25 protein-coding genes and 1 pseudogene are annotated in these 26415 nt (G+C 63.6%); 11 read left to right on the top strand and 15 right to left on the bottom strand.

Going from position 1 to position 26415, the window contains the following annotated elements; all coding sequences use genetic code 11:
* Nucleotides 1-269: 269 nt before the first annotated feature.
* Nucleotides 270-746: a hypothetical protein gene (locus DK389_RS27425; protein WP_109894461.1), complete on the bottom strand. Its 477-nt coding sequence runs from the start codon at nucleotides 744-746 to the stop codon at nucleotides 270-272.
* 145 nt (nucleotides 747-891) lie between these two features.
* On the opposite strand from DK389_RS27425, the gene DK389_RS27430 reads away from it, so the two are divergent.
* The 4 genes from DK389_RS27430 to DK389_RS27445 all read left to right on the top strand — a co-directional run bounded on the left by DK389_RS27430 (nucleotide 892) and on the right by DK389_RS27445 (nucleotide 5723).
* Entirely contained in the window at nucleotides 892-2265 is a 1374-nt protein-coding gene (locus DK389_RS27430; protein WP_109887551.1) for a transposase, read from the top strand.
* A gap of 1361 nt (nucleotides 2266-3626) precedes the next feature.
* Nucleotides 3627-4684 (top strand): IS630 family transposase gene (locus DK389_RS27435; protein ID WP_109894463.1). Its coding sequence is split into 2 segments (ribosomal slippage): nucleotides 3627-4119 and nucleotides 4119-4684, totalling 1059 coding nucleotides; the frame shifts between segments, so codons are not numbered across the junction.
* Between the two features lie 51 nt (nucleotides 4685-4735).
* Nucleotides 4736-5215 carry a hypothetical protein gene (locus tag DK389_RS34650; protein ID WP_109894465.1) on the top strand — a complete coding sequence of 160 codons (480 nt, stop codon included), beginning with the start codon at nucleotides 4736-4738 and terminating at the stop codon, nucleotides 5213-5215.
* 76 nt (nucleotides 5216-5291) lie between these two features.
* The gene (locus DK389_RS27445) at nucleotides 5292-5723 is read left to right on the top strand and encodes a hypothetical protein (RefSeq protein WP_109894467.1); all 432 of its coding nucleotides are present in this window, start codon (nucleotides 5292-5294) and stop codon (nucleotides 5721-5723) included.
* Between the two features lie 213 nt (nucleotides 5724-5936).
* Here the strand turns inward: DK389_RS27445 and DK389_RS27450 are convergent, their stop codons facing one another.
* Nucleotides 5937-7181 (bottom strand): MFS transporter, encoded by a 1245-nt coding sequence (locus DK389_RS27450; protein ID WP_109894469.1) that lies wholly within the window; start codon nucleotides 7179-7181, stop codon nucleotides 5937-5939.
* Nucleotides 7182-8117: 936 nt separating this feature from the next.
* On the opposite strand from DK389_RS27450, the gene DK389_RS27455 reads away from it, so the two are divergent.
* Complete coding sequence (locus tag DK389_RS27455; protein WP_109896894.1) at nucleotides 8118-8600, top strand: Hsp20 family protein; 483 nt, start codon at nucleotides 8118-8120, stop codon at nucleotides 8598-8600.
* 103 nt (nucleotides 8601-8703) lie between these two features.
* Nucleotides 8704-9201, top strand: coding sequence for a hypothetical protein (locus DK389_RS27460; RefSeq protein ID WP_418291980.1), 498 nt, complete (start codon nucleotides 8704-8706; stop codon nucleotides 9199-9201).
* A 221-nt stretch (nucleotides 9202-9422) separates the two neighbouring features.
* On the opposite strand, the gene DK389_RS27465 is transcribed toward DK389_RS27460, so the two are convergent.
* On the bottom strand, nucleotides 9423-9653 hold the full coding sequence (locus tag DK389_RS27465) for a DUF6894 family protein (protein WP_109894471.1): 231 nt from the start codon (nucleotides 9651-9653) through the stop codon (nucleotides 9423-9425).
* Between the two features lie 366 nt (nucleotides 9654-10019).
* On the opposite strand from DK389_RS27465, the gene DK389_RS27470 reads away from it, so the two are divergent.
* A complete protein-coding gene (locus tag DK389_RS27470) occupies nucleotides 10020-10733 on the top strand; it encodes a Crp/Fnr family transcriptional regulator (RefSeq protein ID WP_162560893.1) in 714 nt (237 codons plus the stop codon).
* A gap of 115 nt (nucleotides 10734-10848) precedes the next feature.
* On the opposite strand, the gene DK389_RS27475 is transcribed toward DK389_RS27470, so the two are convergent.
* The 4 genes from DK389_RS27475 to DK389_RS33010 form a co-directional block, all read right to left on the bottom strand.
* Nucleotides 10849-12777 (bottom strand): adenylate/guanylate cyclase domain-containing protein, encoded by a 1929-nt coding sequence (locus DK389_RS27475; protein ID WP_236960387.1) that lies wholly within the window; start codon nucleotides 12775-12777, stop codon nucleotides 10849-10851.
* A gap of 181 nt (nucleotides 12778-12958) precedes the next feature.
* Nucleotides 12959-13450, bottom strand: a complete 492-nt coding sequence (locus tag DK389_RS27480; protein WP_162560894.1) for a lipocalin-like domain-containing protein — start codon at nucleotides 13448-13450, stop codon at nucleotides 12959-12961.
* A 99-nt stretch (nucleotides 13451-13549) separates the two neighbouring features.
* Nucleotides 13550-13762, bottom strand: a complete 213-nt coding sequence (locus DK389_RS27485) for a hypothetical protein (protein WP_109894488.1) — start codon at nucleotides 13760-13762, stop codon at nucleotides 13550-13552.
* A 17-nt stretch (nucleotides 13763-13779) separates the two neighbouring features.
* Entirely contained in the window at nucleotides 13780-14061 is a 282-nt protein-coding gene (locus DK389_RS33010) for a hypothetical protein (protein ID WP_162560895.1), read from the bottom strand.
* A gap of 239 nt (nucleotides 14062-14300) precedes the next feature.
* Between DK389_RS33010 and DK389_RS27490 the strand changes: the two genes are divergently transcribed.
* The 4 genes from DK389_RS27490 to DK389_RS27505 all read left to right on the top strand — a co-directional run bounded on the left by DK389_RS27490 (nucleotide 14301) and on the right by DK389_RS27505 (nucleotide 16081).
* Nucleotides 14301-14546, top strand: a complete 246-nt coding sequence (locus tag DK389_RS27490) for a hypothetical protein (RefSeq protein WP_109894490.1) — start codon at nucleotides 14301-14303, stop codon at nucleotides 14544-14546.
* A gap of 272 nt (nucleotides 14547-14818) precedes the next feature.
* Nucleotides 14819-15070, top strand: a complete 252-nt coding sequence (locus tag DK389_RS27495) for a hypothetical protein (protein ID WP_109894492.1) — start codon at nucleotides 14819-14821, stop codon at nucleotides 15068-15070.
* A 216-nt stretch (nucleotides 15071-15286) separates the two neighbouring features.
* Nucleotides 15287-15712: a Ros/MucR family transcriptional regulator gene (locus DK389_RS27500; RefSeq protein ID WP_109894494.1), complete on the top strand. Its 426-nt coding sequence runs from the start codon at nucleotides 15287-15289 to the stop codon at nucleotides 15710-15712.
* Nucleotides 15713-15793: 81 nt separating this feature from the next.
* Nucleotides 15794-16081 carry an MTH1187 family thiamine-binding protein gene (locus tag DK389_RS27505; protein ID WP_109896898.1) on the top strand — a complete coding sequence of 96 codons (288 nt, stop codon included), beginning with the start codon at nucleotides 15794-15796 and terminating at the stop codon, nucleotides 16079-16081.
* Between the two features lie 35 nt (nucleotides 16082-16116).
* On the opposite strand, the pseudogene DK389_RS33630 reads toward DK389_RS27505, so the two are convergent.
* The 8 genes and pseudogenes from DK389_RS33630 to DK389_RS27545 all read right to left on the bottom strand — a co-directional run bounded on the left by DK389_RS33630 (nucleotide 16117) and on the right by DK389_RS27545 (nucleotide 26399).
* A pseudogene (locus tag DK389_RS33630) lies at nucleotides 16117-17387 on the bottom strand (adenylate/guanylate cyclase domain-containing protein).
* Between the two features lie 118 nt (nucleotides 17388-17505).
* Entirely contained in the window at nucleotides 17506-18942 is a 1437-nt protein-coding gene (locus tag DK389_RS27515) for an ATP-binding protein (RefSeq protein WP_236960388.1), read from the bottom strand.
* A 537-nt stretch (nucleotides 18943-19479) separates the two neighbouring features.
* The gene (locus tag DK389_RS27520) at nucleotides 19480-20349 is read right to left on the bottom strand and encodes a TorF family putative porin (RefSeq protein ID WP_236960389.1); all 870 of its coding nucleotides are present in this window, start codon (nucleotides 20347-20349) and stop codon (nucleotides 19480-19482) included.
* A gap of 486 nt (nucleotides 20350-20835) precedes the next feature.
* Complete coding sequence (locus DK389_RS27525; RefSeq protein WP_109894500.1) at nucleotides 20836-21969, bottom strand: aminomethyl transferase family protein; 1134 nt, start codon at nucleotides 21967-21969, stop codon at nucleotides 20836-20838.
* Between the two features lie 131 nt (nucleotides 21970-22100).
* Nucleotides 22101-22484, bottom strand: coding sequence for a cupin domain-containing protein (locus DK389_RS27530; RefSeq protein WP_109894502.1), 384 nt, complete (start codon nucleotides 22482-22484; stop codon nucleotides 22101-22103).
* 124 nt (nucleotides 22485-22608) lie between these two features.
* Nucleotides 22609-24360 carry an APC family permease gene (locus tag DK389_RS27535; protein WP_109894504.1) on the bottom strand — a complete coding sequence of 584 codons (1752 nt, stop codon included), beginning with the start codon at nucleotides 24358-24360 and terminating at the stop codon, nucleotides 22609-22611.
* Nucleotides 24361-24711: 351 nt separating this feature from the next.
* Nucleotides 24712-25014: a heme-dependent oxidative N-demethylase subunit alpha family protein gene (locus DK389_RS35360; RefSeq protein ID WP_418292079.1), complete on the bottom strand. Its 303-nt coding sequence runs from the start codon at nucleotides 25012-25014 to the stop codon at nucleotides 24712-24714.
* A gap of 33 nt (nucleotides 25015-25047) precedes the next feature.
* Nucleotides 25048-26399, bottom strand: a protein-coding gene (locus tag DK389_RS27545) for an IS3 family transposase (RefSeq protein WP_109889188.1) whose coding sequence is annotated in 2 segments (ribosomal slippage) — nucleotides 25048-26061 and nucleotides 26064-26399 — 1350 coding nt in all. Because the reading frame shifts where the segments join, the coding sequence is not laid out codon by codon here.
* Between the last annotated feature and the right edge of the window lie 16 nt (nucleotides 26400-26415).

The raw sequence follows: 26415 nt of genomic DNA on the forward strand, positions 1-26415 counted from the left end.
CCCAAGATCCGGCAGGCCTGTGTCGCGGCAAAGGACCTGATGAAGGCGGAGAGCGGCGTGTCGGCCGCGTGCGATGCGATCGAGGCGCTTTGTCTGATCGCAGCATGAAGTTGAGCTGGCCGCCGGATATGCACCGGGCACGCTCCCGGGAGGATGAGGCAGCCCGCCTCCGCGCGAGATGATGCGCTCAACCCTGCGAGTCCGCGCTTGGGAGGTCGATCAGGTCGCCCGGTTATCCGGCGAGATGTAGTCGCCGGAGGTTGCCGTCCTCAGTAACCCCAGCCGTAGTAGGGCCCCCAGTAGTAGCCGGCCGGCGCGTACCCGTAGCCGTTGCAATAGGGATCGTAGACGCTGCAGTAGGGATAGCCGTACCCGTAGCCGAGAGCCGTGCCGGCGGCGAGCCCGAGCCCGAGACCAGCCAAGCCCCAACCGTAGCCACCACGCCAGCCATAGCCGCGCCAGCCGTAGCCGCCACCACGCCAGCCGTAGCCGCGACCGCCGTAGAAGCCGCCGCGGTATCCACCGAAGCCGCCTCGGAAGCCTGCTCCGGCAAAGCCGCCGCGGAAGCCGCCGCCAGCGAAGCCACCTCGGAAACCGCCTCCGCCAAAGCCACCGCCGCGGAACCCGCCACCGCCGAAGCCGCCTCCCCGGAATCCGCCGCCGCCGAAGCCGCGTGCGTCCGCGGGATCAGGTGCAAAGGCCAGAGCGGCAAGGACCACTCCGGCCGCAACCGCAACACGTTTCATGATTGCACCTCCGAACGAAAACCCTCCCGTGATGAAACGCGGGTGCGGTGAAGCTCGTTCTGGGCAGATTGTGTTGAAAAACTCGGGTGTTGCGGCGGTAGTCGTGAGGTGATTCACTTCTGTCGAGAGACGGAGACCGAAGCAGATGATGGGACCTCGGCAAGTCGAGCAGGGTGCCCTGTTCTACGAGTTCTCGCTCGATACACATATCCCAGCCGACCATCTGCTGCGCGCCATCGACCGCTTCGTTGACCTGTCGGGTCTACGCGCGCACCTGCAGCCGTTCTACAGCTCGACGGGCCGGCCCTCGGTCGACCCCGAGTTGATGATCCGCATGCTGCTCATCGGCTACTGCTTCGGCATCCGATCCGAGCGCCGCCTGTGCGACGAGGTCCACCTCAATCTCGCCTATCGCTGGTTCTGCCGGCTCGGGCTCGACGGCCGGGTGCCGGACCATTCGACCTTCTCCAAGAACCGCCATGGCCGCTTCCGCGACAGCGACCTGCTGCGCTGCTTGTTCGAGACCGTGCTCGCCCGCTGCATCGCCGAGGGGCTCGTGGGCGGCGAGGGCTTCGCGGTCGACGCCAGCCTTATCAAGGCTGATGCCAACCGGCAGAAGGGTGTTGAGGGTACGAACGGCCTGCCACCCGAGAGCGTCAGCCGCGCCGCCCGGGAGTACCTGGCTGTGCTCGACGACGCCGCGTTCGGAGCTGCGACGCCGGTCGTGCCTAAGCTCGTTTCCCCCGCCGACCCGGCCGCGCGCTGGACGGGTGCGGACGGTGGGCTGGCCTACTTCGCCTACGCGGCCAACTACCTGATCGACCTCGACCACGCGGTCATCGTGGACGTCGAGCCGACCACCGCGATCCGGCAGGCCGAGGTCACGGCCGCCAAGCGCATGATCGTGCGCTCGCGCGAGCGCTTCGACCTCTACCCGGCCCGGCTCGCCGGTGACAGCGGTTACGGCTCGGCCGCGATGCTGGGCTGGCTCGCCCACGAGCAGGGCATCGAGCCGCACATCCCCGTCTTCGATAAGTCCGAGCGCCGCGACGGCACCTTCAGCCGGTCGGCCTTCACCTACGACCCTGGCGCCGACGCCTACACCTGCCCGGCCGGCAAGCACCTGCGGCAACGCCAGAAGGTCTATCGGTCACCGCCCCCGCTCGTCGACGCAGACGGGATGCTGCGCTACCGCGCGAGCAAGTACGACTGCGAAGCTTGCGCGCTGAAGCCACGATGCTGCCCCAACGCATCCGCCCGCAAGATCCCACGCTCGATCCACGAGGGCGCCCGGCAGATGGCGCGCGACATCTGCGCCTCGGAGGCGGGCCGTACCTCGCGGCGTGAGCGCAAGAAGGTCGAGATGCTGTTTGCCCACCTTAAGCGGATCCTGCGGCTGGATCGGCTTCGGTTGCGGGGGCCAGACGGGGCCCGAGACGAGTTCCACCTCGCGGCCGCCGCCCAGAACCTACGGAAGCTGGCCAAGCTGATCCCGCTGGGGCAGCCGAGCCTAGCCTGACCGGCTGGCGGGAGCCCCCCCGGCCAAGCACCCGGTCAAATCTCAATCCAGGCCAACCGCGAGTTTTTCAACGAAATCGGCAGATTCCGGACGGTTCGACCAATAGGTGCGTCTGGATCTTACCGAGGCGAGCATGCGAACGCCTGGTCGCGAGGGAAGCTCGCTTCCAGGCGCCAGGTGTTTGTCGGAGATCGCTGTCTCATTGAGACGAGGGATCAACGGGTGCCCACAACGTGAGTTCCGGGCTGTCCGGAACCGGACCACACCTGCTCCCGCAAGCGCTTCATCAGGCTCATGAAGCCTTGAGGACGCTGCGATCATGGACTTCGACGCCGATCTCGTCCCTTGGGTTGTGGCAGGGTTCTGGATCTCGCTCCGGTGCAGCCAACCGCCGCTGGCGTCTTCCGCGTCACCGACCGCGCAGTACGCAGGTCGAACGCCGTTAGCGTCTCCGGCCAGAGCACAATACAAGCGGCTTCACGTCAGTCGCAGCCGCTAAATTCGTATGCGCCCAGAAATTCATTGCAGAGGCCCTGGGCGCAGGGCGATACGGTGTAGTAGTAGTATCTCGCCGGGACTGCGTTGCATTTGGCCCGGCCGTACTGCCTCAGAACACGGACATTCTGCTGAAGATGCCGTGCGTTCCGAGAGGAAATGCCGCCGATCCTGAGTTGGATAGGTCTCTCGACGGAACGATCCGGTGCAGCGAAGGCCGGCGCTGTCAATGGATAGGGTGCCAGACAGACGAGCATGAGAAGGGCCGTGTGCCGCGTCATGGTTGCCCTCCGTGGCAAGAGAAGCTGCGGTTGTGCTGCGGCTGTTTTCTTATCTCTGATTGCCGGATTCCGGTCATTCTAAAAGGAGGTAGTGAGGCGCTCGCAAGACCAACTCAACGTCCGGAGTAGGGTAGACGGTCCGATCGCCAAAGCTGCCTCGAATGTGCGGGCAGAGCTGATCGCGGCCTTCGGCGCGCATTGGAGGACGTTGCGATCCGCGGGTTAGTCCTTTGGCGTCGGCCTGCAAATCACCCCTGCTGCAAATATCAAGGGCCGTGCGTTGGCGCGAAAAATCTTGGCGAGGAAATGCCGGAATGGGCCGGTCTTCGCTTCATCGCGAGGCCAAAAGGTTGAAATTACAGCGCCTTTGGCAACTTGCTGAGAGCTGGCCGGATGTCCCGACAGATCAAGCGGGATCTCCAACTCGGCCGTAAGGTCCGAGCGATGAAGGCGGGTGAGCCTGTTTTCCGCCCATGTCGGCAATGGCTCACTTCTACCAAGCCTCGTTGAGCAGGACTCACGCTGGGTAGCGGTGCAGCACGGGTCGTGATTCATTTCTCGGGTTTGTAGCCTGAGGAGGATGGGATGGCCGCTCCTGTGCCGCTGCGGCCAGACTTCGATGCCGAGGCCTTGCGAGCTCTGGCCAAGAGCTCGCGCGACCCGGATCAGACCCGTCGCCTGCTGGCGCTGTCAGCGATCTATGCTGGCGGCTCGCGCTCCGAGGCGGCGGCTCTCGGTGGGGTTGGCCTGCAGACGGTGCGGGACTGGGTTCTGGCCTTCAACGCCGACGGGCCGGATGGGCTGATCGGCGGCAAAGCCCCTGGAGCCCGCCCGCGCCTGAACGCTGAGCAGCGTGAGGCGCTGCGGGCCTTGGTTGAGGCGGGACCCACGCCGGCTGCGCACGGGCTGGTGCGCTGGCGGCTGGTCGATCTCGCTCAGATCCTGGTGGAGGAGCACGGCGTCTCGGTCTCCGAGCAGACCTTGAGCCGGGTTCTGCGGGGCCTGGGCTACGCCAAGCTCTCGGCTCGTCCGCGCCATCATGCTCAGGATCAGGGCGCCATCCCGGCTTTTAAAAAGCCTTCCCCGCTCGCTTGGCGGAGGTCGCGCAGGCTGTCGGCGGCAAGCCGATAGAGGTCTGGTTCGCCGACGAGGCCCGGGTCGGTCAGAAGAACTCCATCACACGTCGTTGGGCACGCCGCGGCACACGGCCTGCAGCCTCAAAGGACCAGCGCACCGCCTCCGCCTACATCTTCGGCGCGATCTGCCCGGCTCGTGGCACGGGAGCCGGGCTCGTCATGCCCCGCTGCACCACCGAGGCGATGAACCTGCACCTGGCCGAGATCGCCAGGGCCGTCACCGCCGGTGCGCACGCTGTGCTGCTGCTCGATCAGGCCGGCTGGCACATGACCAAGAAGCTCATCGTCCCAGCCAACATCACGCTGCTGCCGCTGCCGGCGCGCTCGCCCGAGTTGAACCCGGTCGAGAACCTCTGGCAGTTCATCCGCGAGAACTGGCTCGGCAACCGGATCTTTGCGTCATACGAGGCCATCCTCGATCATTGCTGCGACGCTTGGAACAAGCTCATCGACCAACCCTGGCGCATCATGTCCATCGGCCTGCGCGCCTGGGCTCATAAGTTCTGATCAGTGAGGGTTGGTATTCGGCCGATGATCTCACGGCGCGGAGACGCTTCCATGAAAACTCTGCTGATTGCATCCACAGCCTTTGCCGCCTTGATTCTAACCAGTGTGGTAGCTGACGCGCGCGGCTTCCGAGGCGGTGGCGGCTTTCGCGGAGGTGGCGGCTTCCACGGAGCAGGCTTCCGGGGCGGCGGGTTCCGAGGTGGATTTCACGGAGTTCGGGCAGGCGGATTCCGCGGCGGCGGCTTCTACGGGGGTCGGGTGGGCGGGTTCCGTGGCGGCGTAGTGCGGCCGCCGATTGCCGGTCGGCCCGGATGGGGCGCGGGCCGACCTATCGCTGGACGGCCCGGTTGGGGCTATGGCCGCTATGGATACCGAGGCTATGGCTGGGGTGGATATCGTCCTTACGGCTACGGTCTAGCCGCAGCCGGGCTCGGAGCAGCCGCAGCCGCCGGCTATTACGGGAGCACCTACGGAGGCTGTGGGCCTTACGCCTATTACGACGCCTACTCCGGCGTCTGCCAGCCCTACTGACAAGCATCGCGGCCCGCTTGGGTCCGAGCAGTCGCCTTCTCGATCCGCCCGCATCCACACAGTGAAGTCTCACGCCATGACTCTCAGGATGGCATCTTCTCTCATCGTTGCGGCTTGTCTGACCTCGCCCGCGCTGGCTCAATCGGGGGGCTATGCGCGCCAGCCAGCGGCGCTCATCCACGGCAACTACTGCGGTGTGGGCAACAACGCGCCGCTGCCGCCCATCGATGCGCTCGATCTCGCCTGCGCCCGGCATGACGCCTGCAGCCCGAGCGGGCGCCTGCCCTCACGAGCTTGCAACCTGCGCTTCCAGCGCGAAACCGCGTTCATCTCGCGCGATCCTCGCCAGCCGGACGACCTGCGGGCGCTAGCGGGCTTCATGTCCGCCGGCGCCGCCCTTCTGCCCTTCGACCCGAGCGCTCCTGTTGTGGTGACGCGGGTGCCGGCGGCCGGGCAATATGGATGGCCTCCACCCGGCCCATACCGGCCCGCATCCTACGCTTACTAGCGCGTCGCCGAGGAGCGCGCTCGGATCGACGAGGAAGCGAGGTGAGACACTGAGATCGGTGTGCCCCTCCGTGAGCTGCCGAGGATCCCGGCTCGTTCGCAGAGCCTCTCGCAGGCTTGGAGATGAGCCGCAGAAGGGGCCTTGCTGCCCTGCTCTGCCCGGCGGAACGGGTAGTCTACGCCCATCTGCCGTCGGCTGGCCCGATGGCGGTGCTCACCGACCTGTCGGGGTATTGTCAGGAGTGGGCAGCTTGGCCTGTGCGGGCCGCGTCTCTGGCATAGCCGACCACAGCAGCATCAGCCCGCACATTCCAACCAGAGCCAGCCCGATGGCTGCTCCCCTGACCCCAATTGCAGTCGCGGACACACCGGTGAAGAACGTGCTCAGCGAGGCTCCAACCGCAACGGCCACGCCAAGTGCGCCGAGAGTTAGATTGAAGCCGCCAGTCTTGCGAGTGAGGTCAGCGGCGACCACGGTCATCATCACACCGAAAATTGCTCCGCTGAACGCATTCAGCAGACTGCCGAATACCCATGCAAGGGGACTGGGCAGCAGCATCGCATAAACGAGCCCTTGTAACGGTATGAGCGCCCAGCCGACCAGCATCAGCGGTCGCCGACCCGAGGTTTCGGCTCGTCTGCCAATCCATGGGGAAATCGCTGCCACGATCACCTGCGGCACAAGGATGATCGCCGCAACAATCAGCGTGGCATAATCGGGCCAGTGTCGTGTCACCTGTCCTGCTAAACCGGGGCCCATCGCCGCGCTGGCTGCGAAAAACAGCAAGACGCACGCTGCAAAGATCGACAGCTGCTTGTTCAGGAACACGGACTTCGCGCCCTCCCAGCTAATGCGCGTCTCTGCTTCCCCAGGCGCATCAGTCGGACGCTGGTAATCCCCGCTGATCAGCGACAGCGATAGCAACGCCGGGATGGCCAGCGTCGCGGATATGAGGAACACCGTTAGCACCGGCAAAGACGAGCCGGCGACGCCCATCGCCGCGGCTGCCAAGCCATTGCCGATAGAAGCGAAGCGCGCGTTACGACCGACCCGCTCGCTCATGCCAGCCTGTCCGACCAGCGCGAGGCTGATCGCGGCGATCCCGGGGCCGATGAGCGAACTCGCCAAGCCTTGCATCGCGAGCGCCAGGTAAACGGCAGGTCTGGCAGCGGTCACGCAGAGCAGCAATGCCGCAAGGCCCACGCCTACGATGCCAAGCATCACCGGCCAGCGCTTGTCGCGCGTGCTGTCGAGGGCGGCACCTGCGGGGATCTGGCTGACCAGGGTGCTTGTTGTGGCGATCGTCAGCGCAAAGCCGATTGCTTCCGGCGGCCACTGGTTCTTGACAAGATAGACCGTGACGAAGGAGCCGAAGCCGGTCTGCACGGCCGCGACGAAGAAGTTGACCCCGTCGAGCCCTCGACCGCTCCGGCTCGCCGCATCGCTCGAGTGCCGCATGCGATCTTACCCCTGACCCGTTATCCGCAGATCGCAGCGCACCTCCAGCGTGGCCTCCTGCTGCTTGGTATGGATATCAGGGCCGACGGCATCCGTATTGGCTCGCCATCTGGGATGGCGACAGGCCCCACTCGATCCAGCACGCCGTCGCTGGTTCAGATTCAGCACGATCGACTTCGCAATCGTCAGCACGACAAAGGCACACTTCGAGAGCCGTACCGGGTCACGGCAATCGGCAGCATACCAGGGGTGAACAGGGCAGCTTGACCGGATAGGACAACGGCCCGCCAGATCGGGGGGATCTCCGCTCGTCAGCGAGATTTCAGCTTGGCGCAGGCGAGGACGCGGCAAACGGAAGAAGCGGGCCGGCTTCGGACCATGGCGCATTGATGGTCCGACATTCCAATAGGGCTTGCCTTAATGGGGACGTTACACGAGCCGTCGGGCCCCGTTCCGCACACGTCACCCTGCATTCTCGAACGGCGGACAAGCTAACGGTTCAGGCTCTCTTGGAACAACGCTCGCAACAGCCTGCCCAGCGACGGCTCTGGCCGAAATGAGCGTCTGCTTAGCCCAGCCCCTTGCCTGAAAGCCGACATTCCGTTGTCGGCCAATCCCGGCCGGCAGCAATGCGCCCACTCTGGTCATTCATCCGGTACAGACAGCATCTCCGAAGCGAATATTCCCCGGCCGAAGGTTGCAAAACTCACTGAGCAGTTGCTGTGAGCAGTCGGAACCAGGATCGCTTCTGGCTAGGCTGCAGCCTGCACGCTGATGCTGCTGGCAGGCCGAGCTCAAATTTCTCACGCTGCTACGGAACCTGACTTTGGCTAGCACGTTACGCGCGTGCGAGGCCCTAAAGGCTCGCGGACATGGGTGCCGGCTCTCGATATCCGGCCTCCCTCGTCATCACGTTGCTCAATGGAGAATGTGGTCATGAGGACTTACGACGTTGCTCCCCTCTTCCGTTCATCGGTCGGGTTCGACCGGCTGCTCGACCTGCTCACCCAGGCCGACCGGGTCGAGCCGACGACGACCTGGCCGCACTACAACATCGAGAAGGTGGCGGAGGATGAGTACCGCATCACTATGGCGGTGGCGGGCTTTTCTCCCGACGAGATCGAGCTGACGCAGCATGACACCGCGCTCTATGTGGCCGGACAGAGGAAGGGCCAAGAGGGCGAGCGCCAGTACCTGCACCGCGGCATCGCAGCGCGCAGCTTCCGCCAGACCTTCAACTTGGCCGATCACGTGAAGGTCACGGGCGCAGGGCTCGACAACGGTCTCCTGACGATCGAGCTGAAGCGCGAGGTGCCGGAAGCCCTCAAGCCCCGCCGCATCACCATCGGTGATGAGCAGGCTGCCGTTGGTCGGGACAACGCAATGGTGCCGGTCGAGGGCCACGCCAGGGCCGCCTGAGCCCATACGCAAACAGCAGTTGAACAGACCCTCGCGGGCCTCGGAACCCGCGAGGGTCGTGCTCCCTCGTGTCCTGCCTCATCGCTTCTAGGGAGGATGATCCGTGTCGATGATGGAGACGCATCTTTCACATTCCGGCCCGATGAACCCGCCCGCCACGCAGTCGGCCTCGTTCGAGGCGTGGCAGGCGCTGGTCGCGCCCGGCGACGTGTTCCGGCATCCGCGAGAGGTGCTAGCGCACCCCCTGCTGTCCCGAGCGGACAAGCGCACGATCCTGGCGTCCTGGGCCTCGGACGCCAGCGCCCTTGAGAATGCGCCCGGCTTGCGCTGCCTGAGCGGCTGCAAGGCCGAGCCGGTCTCCGTTGATGCCGTGCTCGCAGCCCTGACCGAGTTGGACCGTGACGCCTCTCGGAAGCCGGACACGCGCCCAGCAGCAGTTGCTCCGGCTCGACGTCTGCTGCGGATCTCGGACCGGCGCCGGCACATTCGCCCGGGACGCCGAGACGATGACGACGATCCGCCGCCCTGTCCGGCGGCGGTGATGCCGCGCCCGCGCACGCCTCCGAGTGCCGCCGCACTTGCCCTCTGTGTCCCAGCGTAGCAGCAAGGAGCGTGCCTCCAGGCCGACACCAGAGGCCTGGAGGCACGTCCTGCAGCCATCCTCCAACCTGGGGTGCGCCGAGTCAGGTCTCCCTGGAACTCAGCTTGAGCTCCCTGGCCTCCACCGGCTTCTCGGTCGCAGATTCGACGGCGACGCTCCGCCGATGGCGGCCGAGATGGCGCACGCTCCTGCACAAACTGCAGCTTCAACTCCAGCGGCCCTTAGGTGATGTTCTCGATCATCATCACCAGCGTGCCCTTCATGCGGCGGCCTTCGCTGTCGCGAACCTCGACGCTGAGCTGCGCGAAGTCCCGTTCGTCAAGGAGGTGCAGCGCCAGCTCGCCGAGCACCAGCTTCGTCTGCTCGCGCGCATCAGCGGGCCCGGGTAGGTCGAGGCCCTCCTTGTCCGCGATGAACTGACCGTCATCGATGTCGAAGTAGTAGCGGGGCACGTGACCTCCTACCCGCCTGATCCGTGCTCAGCCAAGGGCCGGGAGCCGCCATTGGCATTTGGCGTGCCATCGAAAGAAGAGCCTACCCACGAGCCGTACGCAAGGACCTTTGACATTGGCCTCAGCGCCGTTTGAGCAACCTCGGTGTTCCGACTGCTTTCGGACATCGTCGAAGCGTGAGGCATGGATCGGCGCCCAATGTTGCAAGTCCCGAGAAGCCGGCATCGAAGGGCCGGAGCAGCAACGCGCTTAGATGCCGATGCGCCGCGGTTCGTGATGTGGAAACTGCGCAGTTTAGAATTGCATGAAACTGTTAGGCGTGGATCCTCGTTCAGCCGGCATAAAGCTGGCGCAGGATCGATGCAGGTGACCACGCCCTTCATCCGGAAGCTGGAACATGCCGGACCGCTCACCGACGAGGAGCGTTCGGTTCTGCTGAGCCTAACAACAACCAGCCGCAGCGTCTCGGCTCGCCAAGACATCGTCCTTGAACACCAGACGGACACGATCCCCCTGGTTCTCAGCGGCGTGGCCGGCCGCTACAAGGTCCTCGTGCATGGGACGCGCAGGATCGTCTCCTTCGCTCTGCCAGGCGATCTCTGCCGCGTCCACCCAGCCGCGACCGGCGCCCTGGACCTGCGCGTTGCCGCTCTCACCGCCTGCCATGTTTCGGATATCTCTCAAGTGAAGCTCAGGGAGGCCATCGACGCTTACCCCGGCATCAGCCGGGCGCTGTGGTGGCTCACGCTGACTGAGCTGAGCCGCGCGCGCGAATGGCTGGTGAACGACAGCCGGCCGGCAGACAGGCGTCTGGCCCATCATTTCTGCGAGTTGCTGGTCTGCCTCCAGGCAGTCGGGCTGGCGGGCGAGAACTCATTTGAGCTTGGGATCGCACAGGCCGACTATGCTGATGCGCTGGGCATCTCGTACGTTCACGTCAACCGCGTGATGCAGGCGCTGCGATCAAACGGCATGATCAGCACGGGCAAGCACCTGCTGATTTTGCCCGACGTGGAGCGCATCAAGGAGTTTGCGGAGTTCGATCCTGGCTATCTCTGCCTGGATGGGCTGGGCCTGTAGATCGTCTCTCGGGTCCGTCGCCTTTGCGGTTTCGGCCGCCTGCGGGAGGTATTCAACGGGCTGCGCTACGTGCTTCGTGACAGCATAAGGCTTCGACCCAAGCAGCGGGGCCGGCTTACTCCTCCGACAATCCCGCTTTGCGTAGCCCTTCGACTATCCTCTGGTACTCGACCAGAAACTCGGGGTTGTCGGAAAATCCGGCTGTTGCCCATTTCCTGACGGTGTAGCCAGGCATCAGCTTCAACAGCTCCGCAACCGCTGCCTCTGCTTCGGCCTTCTGGCCGGTCCAGCCATAAGCTGAAGACAAATCGATGTAAGCCAGCCAAAGCGGCCCGGCCGCGACTGATTTGCGGCACCACGCAATCGCTTCCCAGTCACGCGCCAAGTGCGTATACGCATGACACATATGGAAAAGCCAGAAATTCATCGCTGGATCATGCGGACTTAGACGTATGGCTTTCTCGATGAGCGGCAGTGCTTCGTTCGACTTGGCGAGCAGAATCTTCGTGTGCCCAAGTTCCTCGTAGGCTACAGCCAAATTCCGATCGTACTTGATGGCGATCTCGAACTCGGGAACGGCCAACTGATGCTTCTTCCTTGCCTTCAGTATTTCGCCCTTCACGAAGTGGGCCATTGCGTTCGTTGGCGCATCGGAGAGGACGGGCGTGATGGCCTCGTCTGCTGCGGTCAGATCTTCAGCAGGCTTTGTGCTCCAACGGAGCCACACGAAATATGACAAGGCCCGTGCTTTTCCCACCAACGCTGAGGTAAGTTTGGGATCTAGCTTAAGAGAGCGGTCGAAGAGCTTAATTGCTTCCTGCAGATGCGCCGGACTGGGAGCTCGGTTGAGGGCAGCCCAGCCACGCATGGCAAAATCGCCGGCGTCAGGGTTGTTGGGACGCTCCCGAAGGGAGCGAAGGCTCTCGGCCTGTGTGAGTTGAACATCGAGTGAGCGGGCGAGCCGGGCCACGGATTCGACCTGTAGCTCGCCCAGATGGCTGCGGTCCCCTTCGAACCGGTCCGCCCAGATGTGCGCACCCGTCTCCGCCGAGATCAGCTGGGCATTCAGCACGACCTGCTCGCCAGTGCGACGCACACTTCCCGCCAACACATACCGGACACCGAGATCGCGACCGATCTGCTTCACGTCGACAGCCTTCCCCTTGTAGGTAAAGGCGGTGTTGCGGGCGATCACGAAGCTGCCCGCGAGATGCGACAGGTCGGTGGTCAGATCCTCCGTCAGCCCGTCGGCGAAGAATTCCTGCTCGGGATCGTTGCTGAGGTTCGTGAAGGGCAGGACGACCAGCGACAGGCCCGGCACGGGCTTGGGTGCAGCAACGACCTGCGTTGTGCCGTCAATCGCCGGCTCCGCCGCCCTGCGGGCGAACCACCACCAGCCCGTCCCTCCTGCCGCCAAGAGAGCCGCGATGCACGCCGCTAGCAGGAGGCGCTGTGGGACCAACCTGCGGCCCGCGAATTTTCCGTCGGCTGGATCCTGCTGAGCCTCCCCTGGCTCGTCCTCGTCGACCTGTCTCGGCAGTGTCGCCACGGCCGCGGCCGTCAGAGCAAAGATGCCGATCGGCCGAGCGATGTTCTTCAATTCCCGTTTGCCCAAATCCTCGAAGCGGTAGGGCAGCTTGTCCCGTACCTGATCGTGGACCGAGCGGGAAATACACAGGCCACCCGGTTCTGCCAGCGGCTCCAACCGGGCCGCCACGTTCACCCCATCGCCGTACAGGTCGCCGTCGGGCTCCGCCACGACGTCACCGACGTTGATGCCGAAGCGCAGGCGTAGCTGGCGCTCCGGTGTCAGGTCAGCGTCTCGACCCAGCAAATCACGCTGGATTCGCACGGCGCAGGCGACCGCCCGCAGGGGACTCGGGAACTCGACCAGCAGCCCGTCGCCCATCGTCTTCACGATCCGACCGTGGGAAGCAGCGATTCGAGGGTCGATCAGCTCCCGACGGAGCGCCTTCAGGCGACGCAGCGTGCCTGCCTCGTCCGCGCCCATGAGGCGACTGTAGCCCACGATATCGGCGACCATGATGGCTGCCAGACGACGTTCGGCAGTTCTCCTATTGTCCATGCCACAGCCCCGAAGCGGCCATCGACAGCCGGACGTCTCCGACACCGATCGAAGAGCATAATATCATCGGCGCATGGGCCGCGCATTTTGAACCGAAACGCTGGCTGCAGGATCGATCTTGAAATGCCAGCAATTGCTACTAGTGCGACTTCTCCCACACCAGGGTGACGATACTTGGTTTTCCATCGGCGCTGAAGGGTGCAGGCCGCGTCTTGAGCGTGAGGCGGTTCCCGTCGAGCTGGACGTCCCTGACCAGGGTCGTCCCGGTCCAGGCCTCGTTCCACGAGATGTCGACCTTGGTGGTGACCGCCTTCCCGTCGAAGTTGAAGGTGCCGCCGTAGGCGAGGATGGTCTTCTGCAGCTTTGCACGCTCCTCATCCGTGGGATTGGCGGCGTCGCGCGGCTTACCTCGCCCCTCGTGGGCGATCATGACCATCGTCCGGCCGTCGGGCGAGTAGTTAATCCATCCGCTGGGACGCGCGCCGCCGTAGGCATCGACAGTCTCGTTGGTGTCGAGGATCTGCCTCTGGGCGCTGATCAACTTCCAGTTGCCGACCAGGTCCTTGGTGTCGGCCGCATGGGCGGGCAAGAGCAGGGAGAAAGCGACCGCTACAGCTAGCATCGTGCGCATGTAAGCCTCCTTCTTCTGACGTTTTCGACGAACGTAACTGGCCGCTGGCGGTGGAAGGCCTCGACGGTCCATCAGATTTCGGGGCCACTCCCCTCGAGCCTACTTCTTCGGCAGTGTTACGTTGCCCTTCCACGAGCCTCTGAACTCGGTCTGCGAGATCATGGTGAGATCGTAGGTGCCGTTGCCGCTGCCGTCGCTGTACGCTCCGGTTCCGGACACGAACTTCCAAGCGCCCTTGCCGGTCGTGAGTTGCTGCCCCTCCTTCATCGTCGTGGTGATCTCCCCAGAGTACTCGCTCGTCGTGCTTCCCATGTCATCGACGAGCGAGATCAGACCGCGCTGCGGACCACTGCCCTTGTTGAGGTTGAGCGTCTCGCTCCAAAGGATCTGCCCCCGTCCATGAACTTGTCCTTGCCGGTGCTTTTGTTCATACCTTGAGCAACTTCGACGATCAGTAGATTGTCCTTACTTCCTATTGGTCGGGCCGCCTGTTTCGTGAACTGGCCGGTATATGCGCCCGCGTAGGAGCCATCTTCGGCGATTGCTAATCCGACCAGAGCGGGCGCGCAAGCCAACGAGAGACCCAAAGAAAACAGATGCTCGACACGCATGGTTTAACCTCCCGCGATGCATATATTGAGAAATTTCGAAATCTTGCAGGTGAGGAGTCGGATTGATGATCCGGAAAAATATTTCAACTACAAGTGGTAAATATAGTCAACTCTCGACACCGATCTGTTCGATACGGTGCAATTCTAAGAAGATTAGCTTTGCAGTTTATTCGCCTGCTCGAAATCGATTTTAGAATTGCCTGACATAAATTTTCCCCGTCCAATAGGAAGTCAGGATATTGCGCATCGCCAAACAATCGAAGACGCTCCTGGTGCAGACCAGGCATCGGGACCTTAAGATCTACGGCCCCGAGAAGACATCGACGATCAGGGCGGGATCGAACCCGACAACCGGCGAACTGTTCAAGAGGAAGACGGTCACAGACGCCGAGGTCGCGGCGGTCGACGCCTACATGGCGGACCCGACGACCACGCCCCTCCTCCTCGAGGGCGGAGGGGCCTCGATCTCGCCGCGGTCTCCATGACCATCCCTGGGCACGGGCATCGGGGTTCTGGAGCGACACGACGGACTACCTGAAGCGACGGGCCGTTCAAACGGCGATCTTCCTGGCGCGTCCTGCAAGACACTGACCGAACGATATCGGCCTCCCGGCTTGGCTGGAATGCCGAGCCGGCCCGAGTTCCGCGAAGCTTTCTGTACGCTCCGAACCTCTTCCGTGCCTTTTCAGGGCCATAATGGCCAAGCTCACTGAAGGCCGTCGCAGAACAGCTACGTACGAGTACCTCGGAGCTGCTGATGGCCATAGTTCGTGCACTCGCACCCAGTGCCCTGCTGCTGTGCATGCTTCTCGCTGCCGCGGCCATGTTCGTGGACGGCCCATTGCTGGCGGCCGCCGGCGGCGGTTCGACCTCATCGTCGACCTGCCAGTCCACAATCCCGAGCGTCGACGCCGGATCGGCCTCGTGGATCGACCCTCCGTTGCGCCTGTCTCCGGATCGACGGCGCCGGCAGGCCGACGCGATCGGCGACGAGGTGGCCGAGGACTGACACCAAGCTGCCGCCCGCAGCCGAGAAGCGGCAGAGCGGCCGCGCGAATTAGCAGCCGGACCTTTCTATATCTCTCCGCAGTCCGTTTGGTCAGCAATTGTGGTAAACGAGCAGGCCTTCGCGGGATTAATCTATATTAATCGATGGCCAGCTTGTGTTGAATCGTTACAAAAAAGCCAGCATAGCGAATCTCCAAGAAAAACAGCGAGGAGCGCCATGCAAGAGCGTGCTGAGAATTCCGAACTGAACCCAATCGACGTGGCGGCCGAGATTGTCTCGGCCTACGTCGCAAACAACTCCGTCTCACAGGCTGAACTACCGGCTCTCATCGCCTCCGTTCACACAGCCCTCAGCGGCTTGGGTAAGCCTGCAAGATCGGCAGAGCAGCAGTTTGAAAAGGCCACGCCTGCTCAGATCAAGGCGTCGATCAGTCCCGACGCGCTGATCAGCTTCATCGACGGCAAGCCCTACAAGGCTCTCAAGCGTCACCTGACGACGCACGGGCTCGATCCGGTCGCCTACTGTCAGCGCTATGGTCTGCCCTATGACTACCCGATGGTGACAGCCAGCTACGCGGCGCAACGGTCGGAACTGGCCAAGGCTTCAGGTCTGGGGCAAGCGCGCCGGGACCGAGGCACATAGATCGATTTCCATGTCGTCAGCAGCCTGACCACGTGCATGCTGTTCGAATGCATTCGAAGCAAGATTCAGAAAGGTACGATCGTGAAAGTTGTCGCGGATCTATGCATCGTTCCGATGGGTGTCGGGCCGTCCGTTTCGCCATACGTGAAGGAGATCAAGGCGATTATCGATGCAAGCGACCTAACGGCCGAGATGCATGCGAACGGCACGAACATCGAGGGTGAGCTTGAAGATATCTGCCGCCTGATCGAAATGTGTGAAGCGAAGCTGAGCAACTTGGGAGTTCAGCGCGTCTTTTTCACGATGTCCTTCTCATCGCGTCGAGACAAGAAACAATCGATGGCCGACAAGCTCGCTGCTGTGTCGTAGCGAGCATATGCGTGATGAAGCGTCGTGAGCGGTACTCATGTCCGACCCAGGTCGAGCCGAGTGCCGGATGCCCCGTCGAGCAGGCGCTTGAGATGGAAGCTGGCAAGCGGGTCGTCAGGTCTTAAGCCGACAAGAGCGGCAAAGGCCGGCATTGCGGAACTGTCTCCAGCTTCCAGCTTGGCGAAGGCGTCGAGGTAGAGCGCAGTCACCGGCTCGGCAAGGGCCGCCTCGGTCAATGGCTCGTATGCGCGTAGAGAGTCCTGCTTGCCCCGAAGCACAAGATCGCCAATGGGCCTGCCGCTGAACCGTTTTACACGCTCGACAGCGCTGTGACTGACGCAGATCCTCGTGCCGAGAGGCTTGTTGGCTCCCTCGAGACGAGCGGCTGTGTTGATGGTGTCGCCGTAAGCCGTGTAGTCGAAGAAGCGGTTGCCACCGAAGTTGCCCACGATGGCCGGGCCAGCATGAATGCCGATGCGTGTCACGCCGATGCCAACGCCGCGTTCGCGCCAGCGAGCACGGAATGCCTCGGCCGTCCTGTCGAGCTCGAGGGCACAAGCTATCGCCCGCTCGGCCTGATCTGGCTGGTCTCCGGGGCACCGAACAGCACGTGGATGGCATCGCCGACGATCTTCGCGACTGTCCCTTCCCAGACGAAGACGACATCGGTCATTTCCGATAGATAGTCGTTCAGGATGTCGCCGAGCCGACTCGGATCGAGGCTTTCCACCAGTGATGTGAAGCCCGCGATGTCCGTGAACAAGGACGCGACTTCGCGTCGAACCCCACCCAGTTCGAGGCCCGAAGGGTCGCCGGCCAGCCGCTCTGCGAGGTTCGGCGAGAAGTAGCGGGACAACGAAGCATGCGCACGCTCGGCTTGAACCTGCCGCCGGCGTCCCTCCCGCAAGGCTTCGACATGCCGCAACGTCCGGTCGATCGTCGTCTCAAGATCGGCGAAGTCAATCGGCTTGGTGAGAAAGTCGAAGGCCCCGCGGTTCATGGCCGTGCGGATGTTGGGCAAATCCCCATAGGCAGAGACGATGATGGTGGACAACTTCTCGTCTACCTCCTGCAGTTTCGTAAGGAGCGTCAGCCCATCCATGCGTGGCATGTTGATGTCGGTCACGACGAGGTCAACGTCGCGATTTTCGACCAGTACTGCGAGCGCATCTTGCCTGTCATGAGCGAAGAGAAAGCTGACAAGACCCGTTCGGATCTGGCGACGGAACTTTTGGAGGACAAGTGCCTCAAGGTCCGGTTCGTCGTCGACTACCAGTATTTTGGCGGGCGGGACATTCCCGTTCATGGCGCGCTCGCGACATGCTGGACTTGAAGCAACTTCAGCCTGCCAAATCGCGGAAGTCAACGGATCTGTGGTGCTTCTTCGACGAAGGAGGGAAAGGCGCTGACGAACGGCTTGGCAATCAAGTGATGTCCCGACTGGAGCGTGGCAGCACGATGGTGAACTCCGTGAAGTGTCCGAGTTCGGTCGCCACGTCGATCGTACCGCCGTGCTGCTTCACGATGCTGTCGAAACTGAGAGAGAGACCGAGGCCGGTCCCCTCTCCGGCAGGTTTCGTGGTGAAGAAGGGATCAAACATCCTGGCCTTGACGCTGTCAGAGATGCCGGTGCCGTTGTCCCGTACGCGTAATTCGACCTGATCGCCGCGATCGCGCGTGGCGACTGCGAGGCAGGGTTCGTAGTTCCGAGGGACACCCTCGTCCCTGCGCTTGGCAATGGCATGGAAGCCATTTGCAATCAGGTTCAGGAGCACGCGGCTGATCTCCTGAGGGTATAGGTCGACAAGACCAGTCGCCGGATCGAGATCCCGATGAAGGGACACGTTGAAGTCGGGCTCGGCAGCCCGGGCGCCGTGGTAGGCGAGGTTCAAGCTCTCATCGATCAATGCGTTGAGATCGACGAGCCGATGCTCCCCGGAGCCGGTGCGGGAGTGCAGCAGCATGTTTCTGACGATGGAGTCGGCGCGCCTGCCGTGCTGAACGATCTTCTCGAGGTTGCCCTTGAGCAACTGGGTGACCTCGTCCACCTCCTCACGCGTCCTGACGTCGAGCGGCGCCGAGCCGAGCGTCTCCCGCAACTCGTCGACAAGCTCGCCGGAAAGGGCCGAGAAATTGTTCACGAAGTTCAGCGGGTTCTTGATCTCGTGCGCGATACCGGCCGTGAGCTGGCCCAGGGAGGCGAGCTTCTCGGCCTGGATCAGACGATCTTGTGCCTTCCGGAGCTCTTCGAGGGATCTAGACAGCTCGTGGGTCCGACACTGAACCTCGTCGAACAAGCGAGCATGTTCGATTGCAACCAATGCTTGGTCGGCAAACATCTCGACCATCTTAATCTGCTTGTCGGAAAAGGCCGTCGGCTCCCTTCTAGTCAGCGAGAAAACACCTTCAATGACGCCATTCCTGTACATTGGAATGCCGAGCAAGGCCCTGGAGTCGCTGAGACCGGACCCGAGCCGGGTCTGAGTGGCCCCTGGAAAGGTGTAGTCTGGGTCGAGGAGCTTGTCGGGAATGTGTACGATCGACCGGGCATTGACCACCTTCGGCACCAAAGACTTGTGCCAGAGGCGCCTCGGATTTGCAGCCATGAAGGCCCGGAATTCAGCGGACGTCCCCCAACTCGCGTCTGCAAAGAATGCGTCGCCCAACTCATCCTCTCTGCGCAGGAAGATCGTGCTGTCGTCGGCTTCGCAAAGTTCCGCGGAAGATTGGGCTATGGCTTCGAGGACTACGAGCAGTTCGAAAGGCGCGTTGCTTATGGCGCGCAGGAGATTTGAGAGAGCTCCCATTTGGTGCTGGGCTTGATCTCTCTCTCGAGTGCGCTCCACGAGGGCGCTCTGCAAGTCAGCGTACCGATCCTGTAATCGCATTCGAGTGACAGTACGAACAGCCGAGCGCTTCGCACCGGCAAATGCCACGTTGCCCGAACACTGCTGCTGCGTCTACGGAGTGGACACCTTCGTGACCTAGGGTACTTGCTCGTGTGGGCCGTTCGATGGGCAGACGCACCCAGTTCCGCATGCGTCGCCCAGCCTCGTAGAACGGCGGGCGCGTTGACGTTGCGAGCCTTTCTAGGACATCGCTCGCGATGACTTGACCAAGGGCGGCACTGGCCGAACTGGAATGTCTGCTTAATCCGGTCGCTTTCCCGAAAGCCGCCATTCTGGTGTCGGCCAGAGTCGGCCATTCGGCATTGCACCCATTTCGGTCATTCAGCCGCTCCAAGCGGCTTCTCCGAAGAGGACACAGAAGGCCAAGCCCTAGCTCTGAAGCCAAGGTCGGCGCCAGCCTTATCGTCGTCTATGAATGCGCCCGCCCGCGCGTGCAGGCTCCGCAGGCTGTCCGGGATCTGGTTGGTCCGCTGAGGACGACGCGCTCCGTTACTTGAAGATGTTCAGGAACCCACCGGGCTCCGCGTAGACACCGGGGGTCGATGTCGATGCCTGCCAACGGATCGAGCCGATAATGGTGTCGCTGCACCAATTCGACCGACCGGTCGCGATCCCGCCAGGATCGCCCGTGAAGGTGAAACACTGCGCCTTTGTGAGATCGGTCATATGGTAGCGGAGATCTACGAGCAGGTTCTTGTAGGTCCAAGAGATGCCGACGTTGCCGTAGTTGTAGCTCGGAAGATCGACCGGGATGAAGCCGGTGGCCGACGTTTTGGCCGCGCCGATGAAGTAGTGGCCGCCTTCGCCGGAAAGCGAGAAGCCGCCCGCATAGGCCTCAGGCAGGAAGGAGAACCACGTCGCAGGGAGCGTGTAGGCGAGTGTGCCCGACACATAAGTTGCCACGGCGTGCTGACCGAAGAAGCTCGGCGCGTGGAACACGTTCGCGCCCACAGTGAGTTCGGGCGTGATCTGGTAGAGCGCCTTGCCCGCATACTCGATGAAATCGCTGTTCGCCGTGGTGAACGGGGCGCCGTTCAGGAAGAGCTGCTTCTCGTTCGGATAGTAATAGTAGACGACACCGAGATCGAACGAGAGCTTGTCGAAGACGGGCCGGACGCCGGCGACGAGGTCGAACTCGAAATCGGGCCGGGTCGGCAGGCGGGTCTGCCAGGTGTAAAATCCGGCATAGGCGAGATTGTTGAAGAACTGTGCTTCGAAGAAGCTCTGGAAGCTGTACCGGCGATCCGACTGCGAGACGCCGCGGAAGTTATAGTCCGAGGCGAGCTGCGAGTAGAACGCGAAGCCGATCAGAGGATCGGGCGCTTTGGCCTCCTCCGGCATCACTTTCGGTGCCGGCATGTCCGCCGCGCGGACTTCTCCAGTCAACAGAGCGGCGGCGACAACGCAACAGGACAGTCGGGTTACGCTGAGCATGGATGGAGCCCCTCTGGCAATGGGTTGACAGCCTCTTGAGCGCAGGGCGGCAAAACCCGGTCATATATCCCCACAGGAAATTTTATAGCTCAAGCAGAAACGCTGAAGCTCGTGGGGGCGGAGCGTCTCCGGTGCCGGATGTAGCAATCGTGCAACATTTATCCTGATCGCCCCGACCCCTCGCCTCTGCCCCCGACGTCCCGCCGATCCGGGTCGAGGGCCCGGCTCTGCGAGAGGGGAAGGCCTCGGTGCTGCGAGCGCCCAAGGCGCCATCGAGGTAATAGGAAAACGAGGATCGGCGCAGATGCTCACAGGCGCCTTGTCCAGGCTGCGGGCCTCACCGAGCGGCTCCGGCGGGCTTGGATCCGCCCATTCGCACTCTCCGAGCGGGCGGATCGTCGGTCTCGCAGGTCAGGCAGTCCGCTCCTCAATCGGGTGCGTCCGGAGCCTCAGCGGGTCGTAGAAGGGGGTGCGGACCACATTGGCCGGCAGGTTGCCGCCGTCGGTCTGCACCTGAACCTCGGTGCCGAGCGCGGAGAGTTCTAACGGCAGGTGCGCGAGGCCCAGCGACTTCATGAGGTGCCGGCTGAAGGTTGTGCTGTTGACCGTGCCGACTTCGCGTCCGTCCTTGAAGATCTTGGTGCCGGGCCTGATCGCGTCGTCGTGCAGGATCTCCAGCCCGACCTGCGTGAAACGCTCCTTGCCCTTCCTGGCTTGAAGCGCGGCCTTGCCGCGGAAGTTGGGTTTGTCGAGATCGACCGTCCAATCGGCGCCGACTTCCCAGGGCGTCGTATCGGATTTCGGCATATCGAACGGGAAGAACAGCAGCGCTCCCTCCACCCGCACGATGTCCAGGCAGTCCCAGGAGGCTGCGACGATGCCGAAGGGCTTGCCCGCCTCCATGATGGCGTCCCAGATCGCGACGGCATCCTTCGCGGCGCAGAACACCTCGTAGCCTCGCTCGGCCGAGTAGCCGCCGCGGGCGAGAGACACTTCCTTACCGAACAGTGTCGTGCGGGCGTGTCTGAAGTACTTGAGGCCGGCCAGGTCGAGCGGCGTGTGCGGCCTCAGGATATCGAGGGCCAGGGGGCCCTGCAGGGAGAGGATGTGCACGTCGTCGTCGCGGCCGGCCTGCACGTCGCGGCCGGCCGTGAATTCCGGCAGGACGTCCTCCAGGCTACCGCCGCCATGCGAGATCCGGAAGGCCTGAGGACCGTCGCGGTAGACGAGCACGTCATCAATCAGCGAGCCATCGTCGTCGACGATGTTGCTGATCGCCGAATGGCCGGGCGCGATCCTGCTGACGTCGCTGGTGAGCATGGCGTTCAGCATGGCCTCGGCGTCGGGCCCCGCGACATTCACGATGCGCAGGCCCGTCACATCGAACAGGCCGGCGCGCGAGCGGACGATTGCGGTCTCCTCGTAGCGATCGGTGCTGTAGCTCTGCGGGATGGGCATCCCGTTCCACTCGGCATCGAGCTTGGAGCCGAGCGCAAGGTGACGTTCGTTGAGAACGGACTGGCGAGGCAGGTCTTTGTAGCTCATGGCAAGGTTTCCTGTTCCGTTTTGTTGAAATCGCGATCAAGGACAGCGGATGAGGTTCGCCGAGTGCAGGCGCCGGTGCGAGGACTGGGCCCTGCCGGCGGTCCGGGGCTTGGTCTCGACGGGCCGTAGGCTCAAGGCGCTGCGCCGGGGATCTCGGCCGCGAAGCGCTTGTGCACGCGCCCGGGCATGTGCCAGGTGCCACGGAACCCCTTGCGGATGGCGAACCCGTCACCCGGCCCGAACTTCTGGACCTCGCCGCTGGCGGCGTCCGTGACGACGATGCTGCCTTCGATGATCGTGGCCATTTCGTTGAACGGGTAGTCGGTCAACATCATGGTCCCCGGGGAGCAGGTCCAAACTCCGGCGAAGAAGTTGCCCGTCTCGCTCGTCATGAAGACGTCGAGAACCTGCTCGCAGGTGCCGTCGACGATCTCGCCGAGGGTGGCGGGGCCGCGCACCTCCCGGCCGCTCTTGCTACCGCTCGAATTGAGATTGACCAGTACTTGAGTTGTCATGTGTTCCTCTCGGGGTACCACGTTGTTCCGGTTGCCTGACCGTCTCTCGTGCGGCGAGATGCTTCGGGTAGGCCCGGCGCCCCGGGAGCGTCGCGACGGCGACGCACCCGAGGCCTTCGCCAAATCAGAGCGCGAAGAACCAGTTGGCTGAGAGAAGGACCGCCACGCCCGCGATCAGGGCCAAGTACGGGAGCAGCCCCGCCCTGCGCTCGGCCATCGCTCGCTCGGTGCCGACGTGCAGATCCTCGAACATCGCTGCCGGAAACCTGCCGCCGTCCTGGATGTAGTGCCGGTAACAGAAGACCGGGATGATCAGGGCGGCCGTGATCAGTCCGGCCCAGAGCGCGATGGGGTTCCACACCTTCGCGCCCGCTCCCAGGAAGATCAGGTTCACGAAAGCGAAGATGCTGCCGAGCGCCAGCAGGAAGGTCGGCGCGCGGTACGGCCTCGGGATGTGCGACGAGTCGATCCGGTGGATCCAGGCCGAGTTGAGGTTCAGGAAGGTGAAGATGATGTAGCAGCAGTTCGACACGGCCAGGATGAAGAAGAAGCTCGTGGCGTTGGCGCAGGCGATCGCGAGGATGACCAGGTTGAAGCAGAGGTCCGTCCACATCGCGCCGGTCGGGGCGCCGTGCTCGTTGACGCGGCCGAGGTAGCGGGGCAGCCAACCGTCGACCGAACCCTGGTAGAGGGTGCGTGACGAGCCGGCCATGGCCGTCATGATCGACAGCAGCAGTGCCAGGATCATCAGCATGACCAGCGCGCTCTCGACGAACCGGCCGCCGCCGACCATCCGGGCGAGGGCTGCCGCGACGCCGGAACCGTCCGCGATCGCGGGGTCGAGCATGCCTTCGACGCCGAGCACGTTCTGGAAGGTGAACGGCACGAGCGTGAACTGGGAGAGGCACAGGAGGCCGGAGAAGAAGATCGCCTTGAAGGTATCTTTCTCCGGGTTCCGGAACTCGCTCGTGTAGCAGATCGACGTCTCGAACGCGTAGGTCGACCAGGCCGCGATGAACATGCCGCCGAGCACCAGCGTCCAACCGGCGATGTTCCATTCACCGGCAGCGGGCGCGTTGGGCGCGGCCAGCGGCACGAGCGGCGAGAAGTTGGCCCAGTTCACGCCGTGGGTGAGGAGCGGAACGATGCCCACGATGAACATCGGGGTGATGACCAGCAGCCCGATATACTTCTGAACGCTGGCGGTGCCGGAGACACCGCGGTGCTGCACGGCGAATACGCCGAGCATCAACGCCGCGCCGATGAAGAACGCCGCATTGAGGGACAGCGAGACCGGACCGATGGTCATCTGGAACAGCGTCCAGGTCCGGATCGTCGGCGACAAGGCCGCGACGGCAGCCGCCGTCTTGTCCGCATCGGACATCTGCAGGCTCGCGCCGTGCGTGGCGAGCCAGTCCAGCACCGCCGGCGCGTTCGCCGCGGGCTGAGGCGCCAGGGCCATGAGGATGTAGGAGGCGGCGATCGAGGAGCCGAGGGAGAGCACCGGCGACCAGGCGATCCAGTTGCACCAGACGGAGAGAGGCGCGATCAGCTTGGAGTACCGGACCCACGCCGCCGCCCCGTACACCGACGCTCCCCCCGACTTGTTGGGGAACAGGCCGGCGATCTCGGCGTATGTGAAGGACTGGATGAAGCCCATGACCATGGACAGGGTCCAGATCAGGAAGGCCAGCTTACCCGTGTTCCCGGCGATGCCGCCGACGGAGAACAGCACCAGAGCGGGAACGCCGCTCGCCACCCAGAACGCGCCGGTCCAGTTGATGCTGCGGTGAAGCTTGCCCTCCTCGGCAGGAGAGCCGGCGAATGCCGCGATCCCCGGCGATGGATGGATCGCTTTCGGTGTTCCGATGCTCATGGCGTGCCTCCCACGTTATCGATCATGGATTTTTTCGAGTTCATCGCCCGATCTGCGCGGGCGGCGTCGGGTGTGTTGTTGCCCTCACCAGTTTTCGGGCCTGCCGAGAGACCGTGTCGTCGAAAGTCGCGGTCGGAAGGTCAGTCCACCGGCGGGGCTGACGTCCGCAAGATCGATAATTCGATGAGATCTCTCTCGTGAGATCAGCAAGAAGTCAGGCTTCTCGCTTCCGACCGATACCCAGGCGCGAAATCTTCGCCGCAACTTCGACCGACGCTCAGGTCCGCCGAGACGGGCCTTCGTTCAACGATGTGGGGGACATGTCGAAGAGGCCGCTGCCGGCTGCCCGGATCACCGTCCCTCTCGCGCGGTCAACGACGTCTGATCGGGCTGGATGCCGGGCGAGAGAGGCGCCCCGTCATCCTCGGCAGCGAGACGCTCGATGACGAGATCTTGGTAGCGGGTCAGACCCTTGTACTCCGCCAGTTCGGGCGGAAGCGTCTTCAACACGCGGTGGAGGCGCTTGCGCCACTTCTCGACGCGCTCGATGTCCTGCAGGCTGATGAGGTAGGCGCGGATCCCGAACAGGATCCCGTTCGACCTCGGCAGCCGGTGTCCGTCGTCAGATGATTTGAGACGATCTGGGACGCTCAGGAACGGAGGCTCTGGTCCACCTGGGTTGAGAGGTTAGGCAGCCCGCGCGTGGTGGCGCAAGCGGCGGTCGATGAGGGTCTGACGCTTGATCTGCGCCCGCTCGCGCAGGATGCCCTCGCCGCGGCCGAGATAGACGTCAGCGGGGGTGAGATTGCCCAGGCTCTCGTGAGCTCGGACGTGGTTGTAGTGCTCCACGAAGGCGGCAACCCGGGCCTCCAACTCGCCCGGCAGGTAGGCGTGTTCGAGCAGGATGCGGTTCTTGAGCGTCTGGTGCCAGCGCTCGATCTTGCCCTGCGTCTGGGGATGGCGCGGCGCACCGCGGATGTGGGTCATGCCTCGGCTGCCAAGCCATGTCGCCAAGTCACCCGCGACGTAGCTCGATCCGTTGTCGGTCAGCAGCCGCGGGCGATGCGCCACCGGCACCTGATCGAGCCCGGCCGCGGTCAGCGCCAGATCGAGCGTGGCGGTGACGTCGCTGGCCTGCATCGTGGCGCAGAGCTTCCAGGCCACGATGAAGCGCGAGAAGTCGTCCAGCACCGTCGACAGGTAGTACCAGCCCCAGCCGACAACCTTCAGGTAGGTGAAGTCGGTCTGCCAGAGCTGGTTGGGCGCCGTGGTCTTGTCGCGGAACGCGTCGGCGGCCTTGACGACGATGTAAGCGGGGCTGGTGATCAGGTCCTGGGCCTTGAGCAGGCGGTAGACGCTGGCTTCCGAGACGAAGTAGCGCCGCTCGTCGGTGAAGCGCACCGCCAGTTCGCGTGGGCTGAGTTCCGGCTCCTCCAGCGCGAGGGCGACGATCTGCTCGCGGATCTCTGTCGGTAGACGGTTCCAGACCCGGCTGGGCCGGGATGGTCGGTCAGCCAATGCCTCGGGACCGCCTCTCAGGTAGGCGTCGTACCAGCGGTAGAACGTCGATCGGGTGATGCCGAGCTTCTCCAGGGTGCGGCGCACCGGCAGGTGGGATTGCTCAACCAGCCGGATGATCTCCAGCTTCTCAGGGGCTGGGTACCTCATGCCTCGTCGTCCCCAGCCCCGCTCATGCTTTTTTTGAGCAGGCGGTTCTCCAGGAGGAGATCGGCCACAACCTCCTTCAGCGCGCCCGCCTCGCGGCGCAGCTCCTTGACTTCGTCTGCTGTCGCCGCCCGCGCCGTGTCGCCCGCCAGCCGCTTCTTACCGGCTTCCAGGAACTCCTTGGACCAGCCGTAGTACATCGAGCTGGCGATGCCCTCGCGCCGACACAGCTCGGCGATACTGTCCTCGCCGCGCAGGCCCTCCAGCACGATGCGGATCTTCTCCTCGGCCGAGAACTGCCGGCGGGTGGCCCGGCGGATGTCTTTGATCACCGCGTCTGCCGGCTTGCGTGCCAGTCCGGATGTCTGCTTCATCGTCGTGCCTCAGGAC

This window comes from Methylobacterium durans (assembly GCF_003173715.1).
In the GTDB taxonomy this organism is placed as follows: Bacteria; Pseudomonadota; Alphaproteobacteria; order Rhizobiales; family Beijerinckiaceae; genus Methylobacterium; species Methylobacterium durans.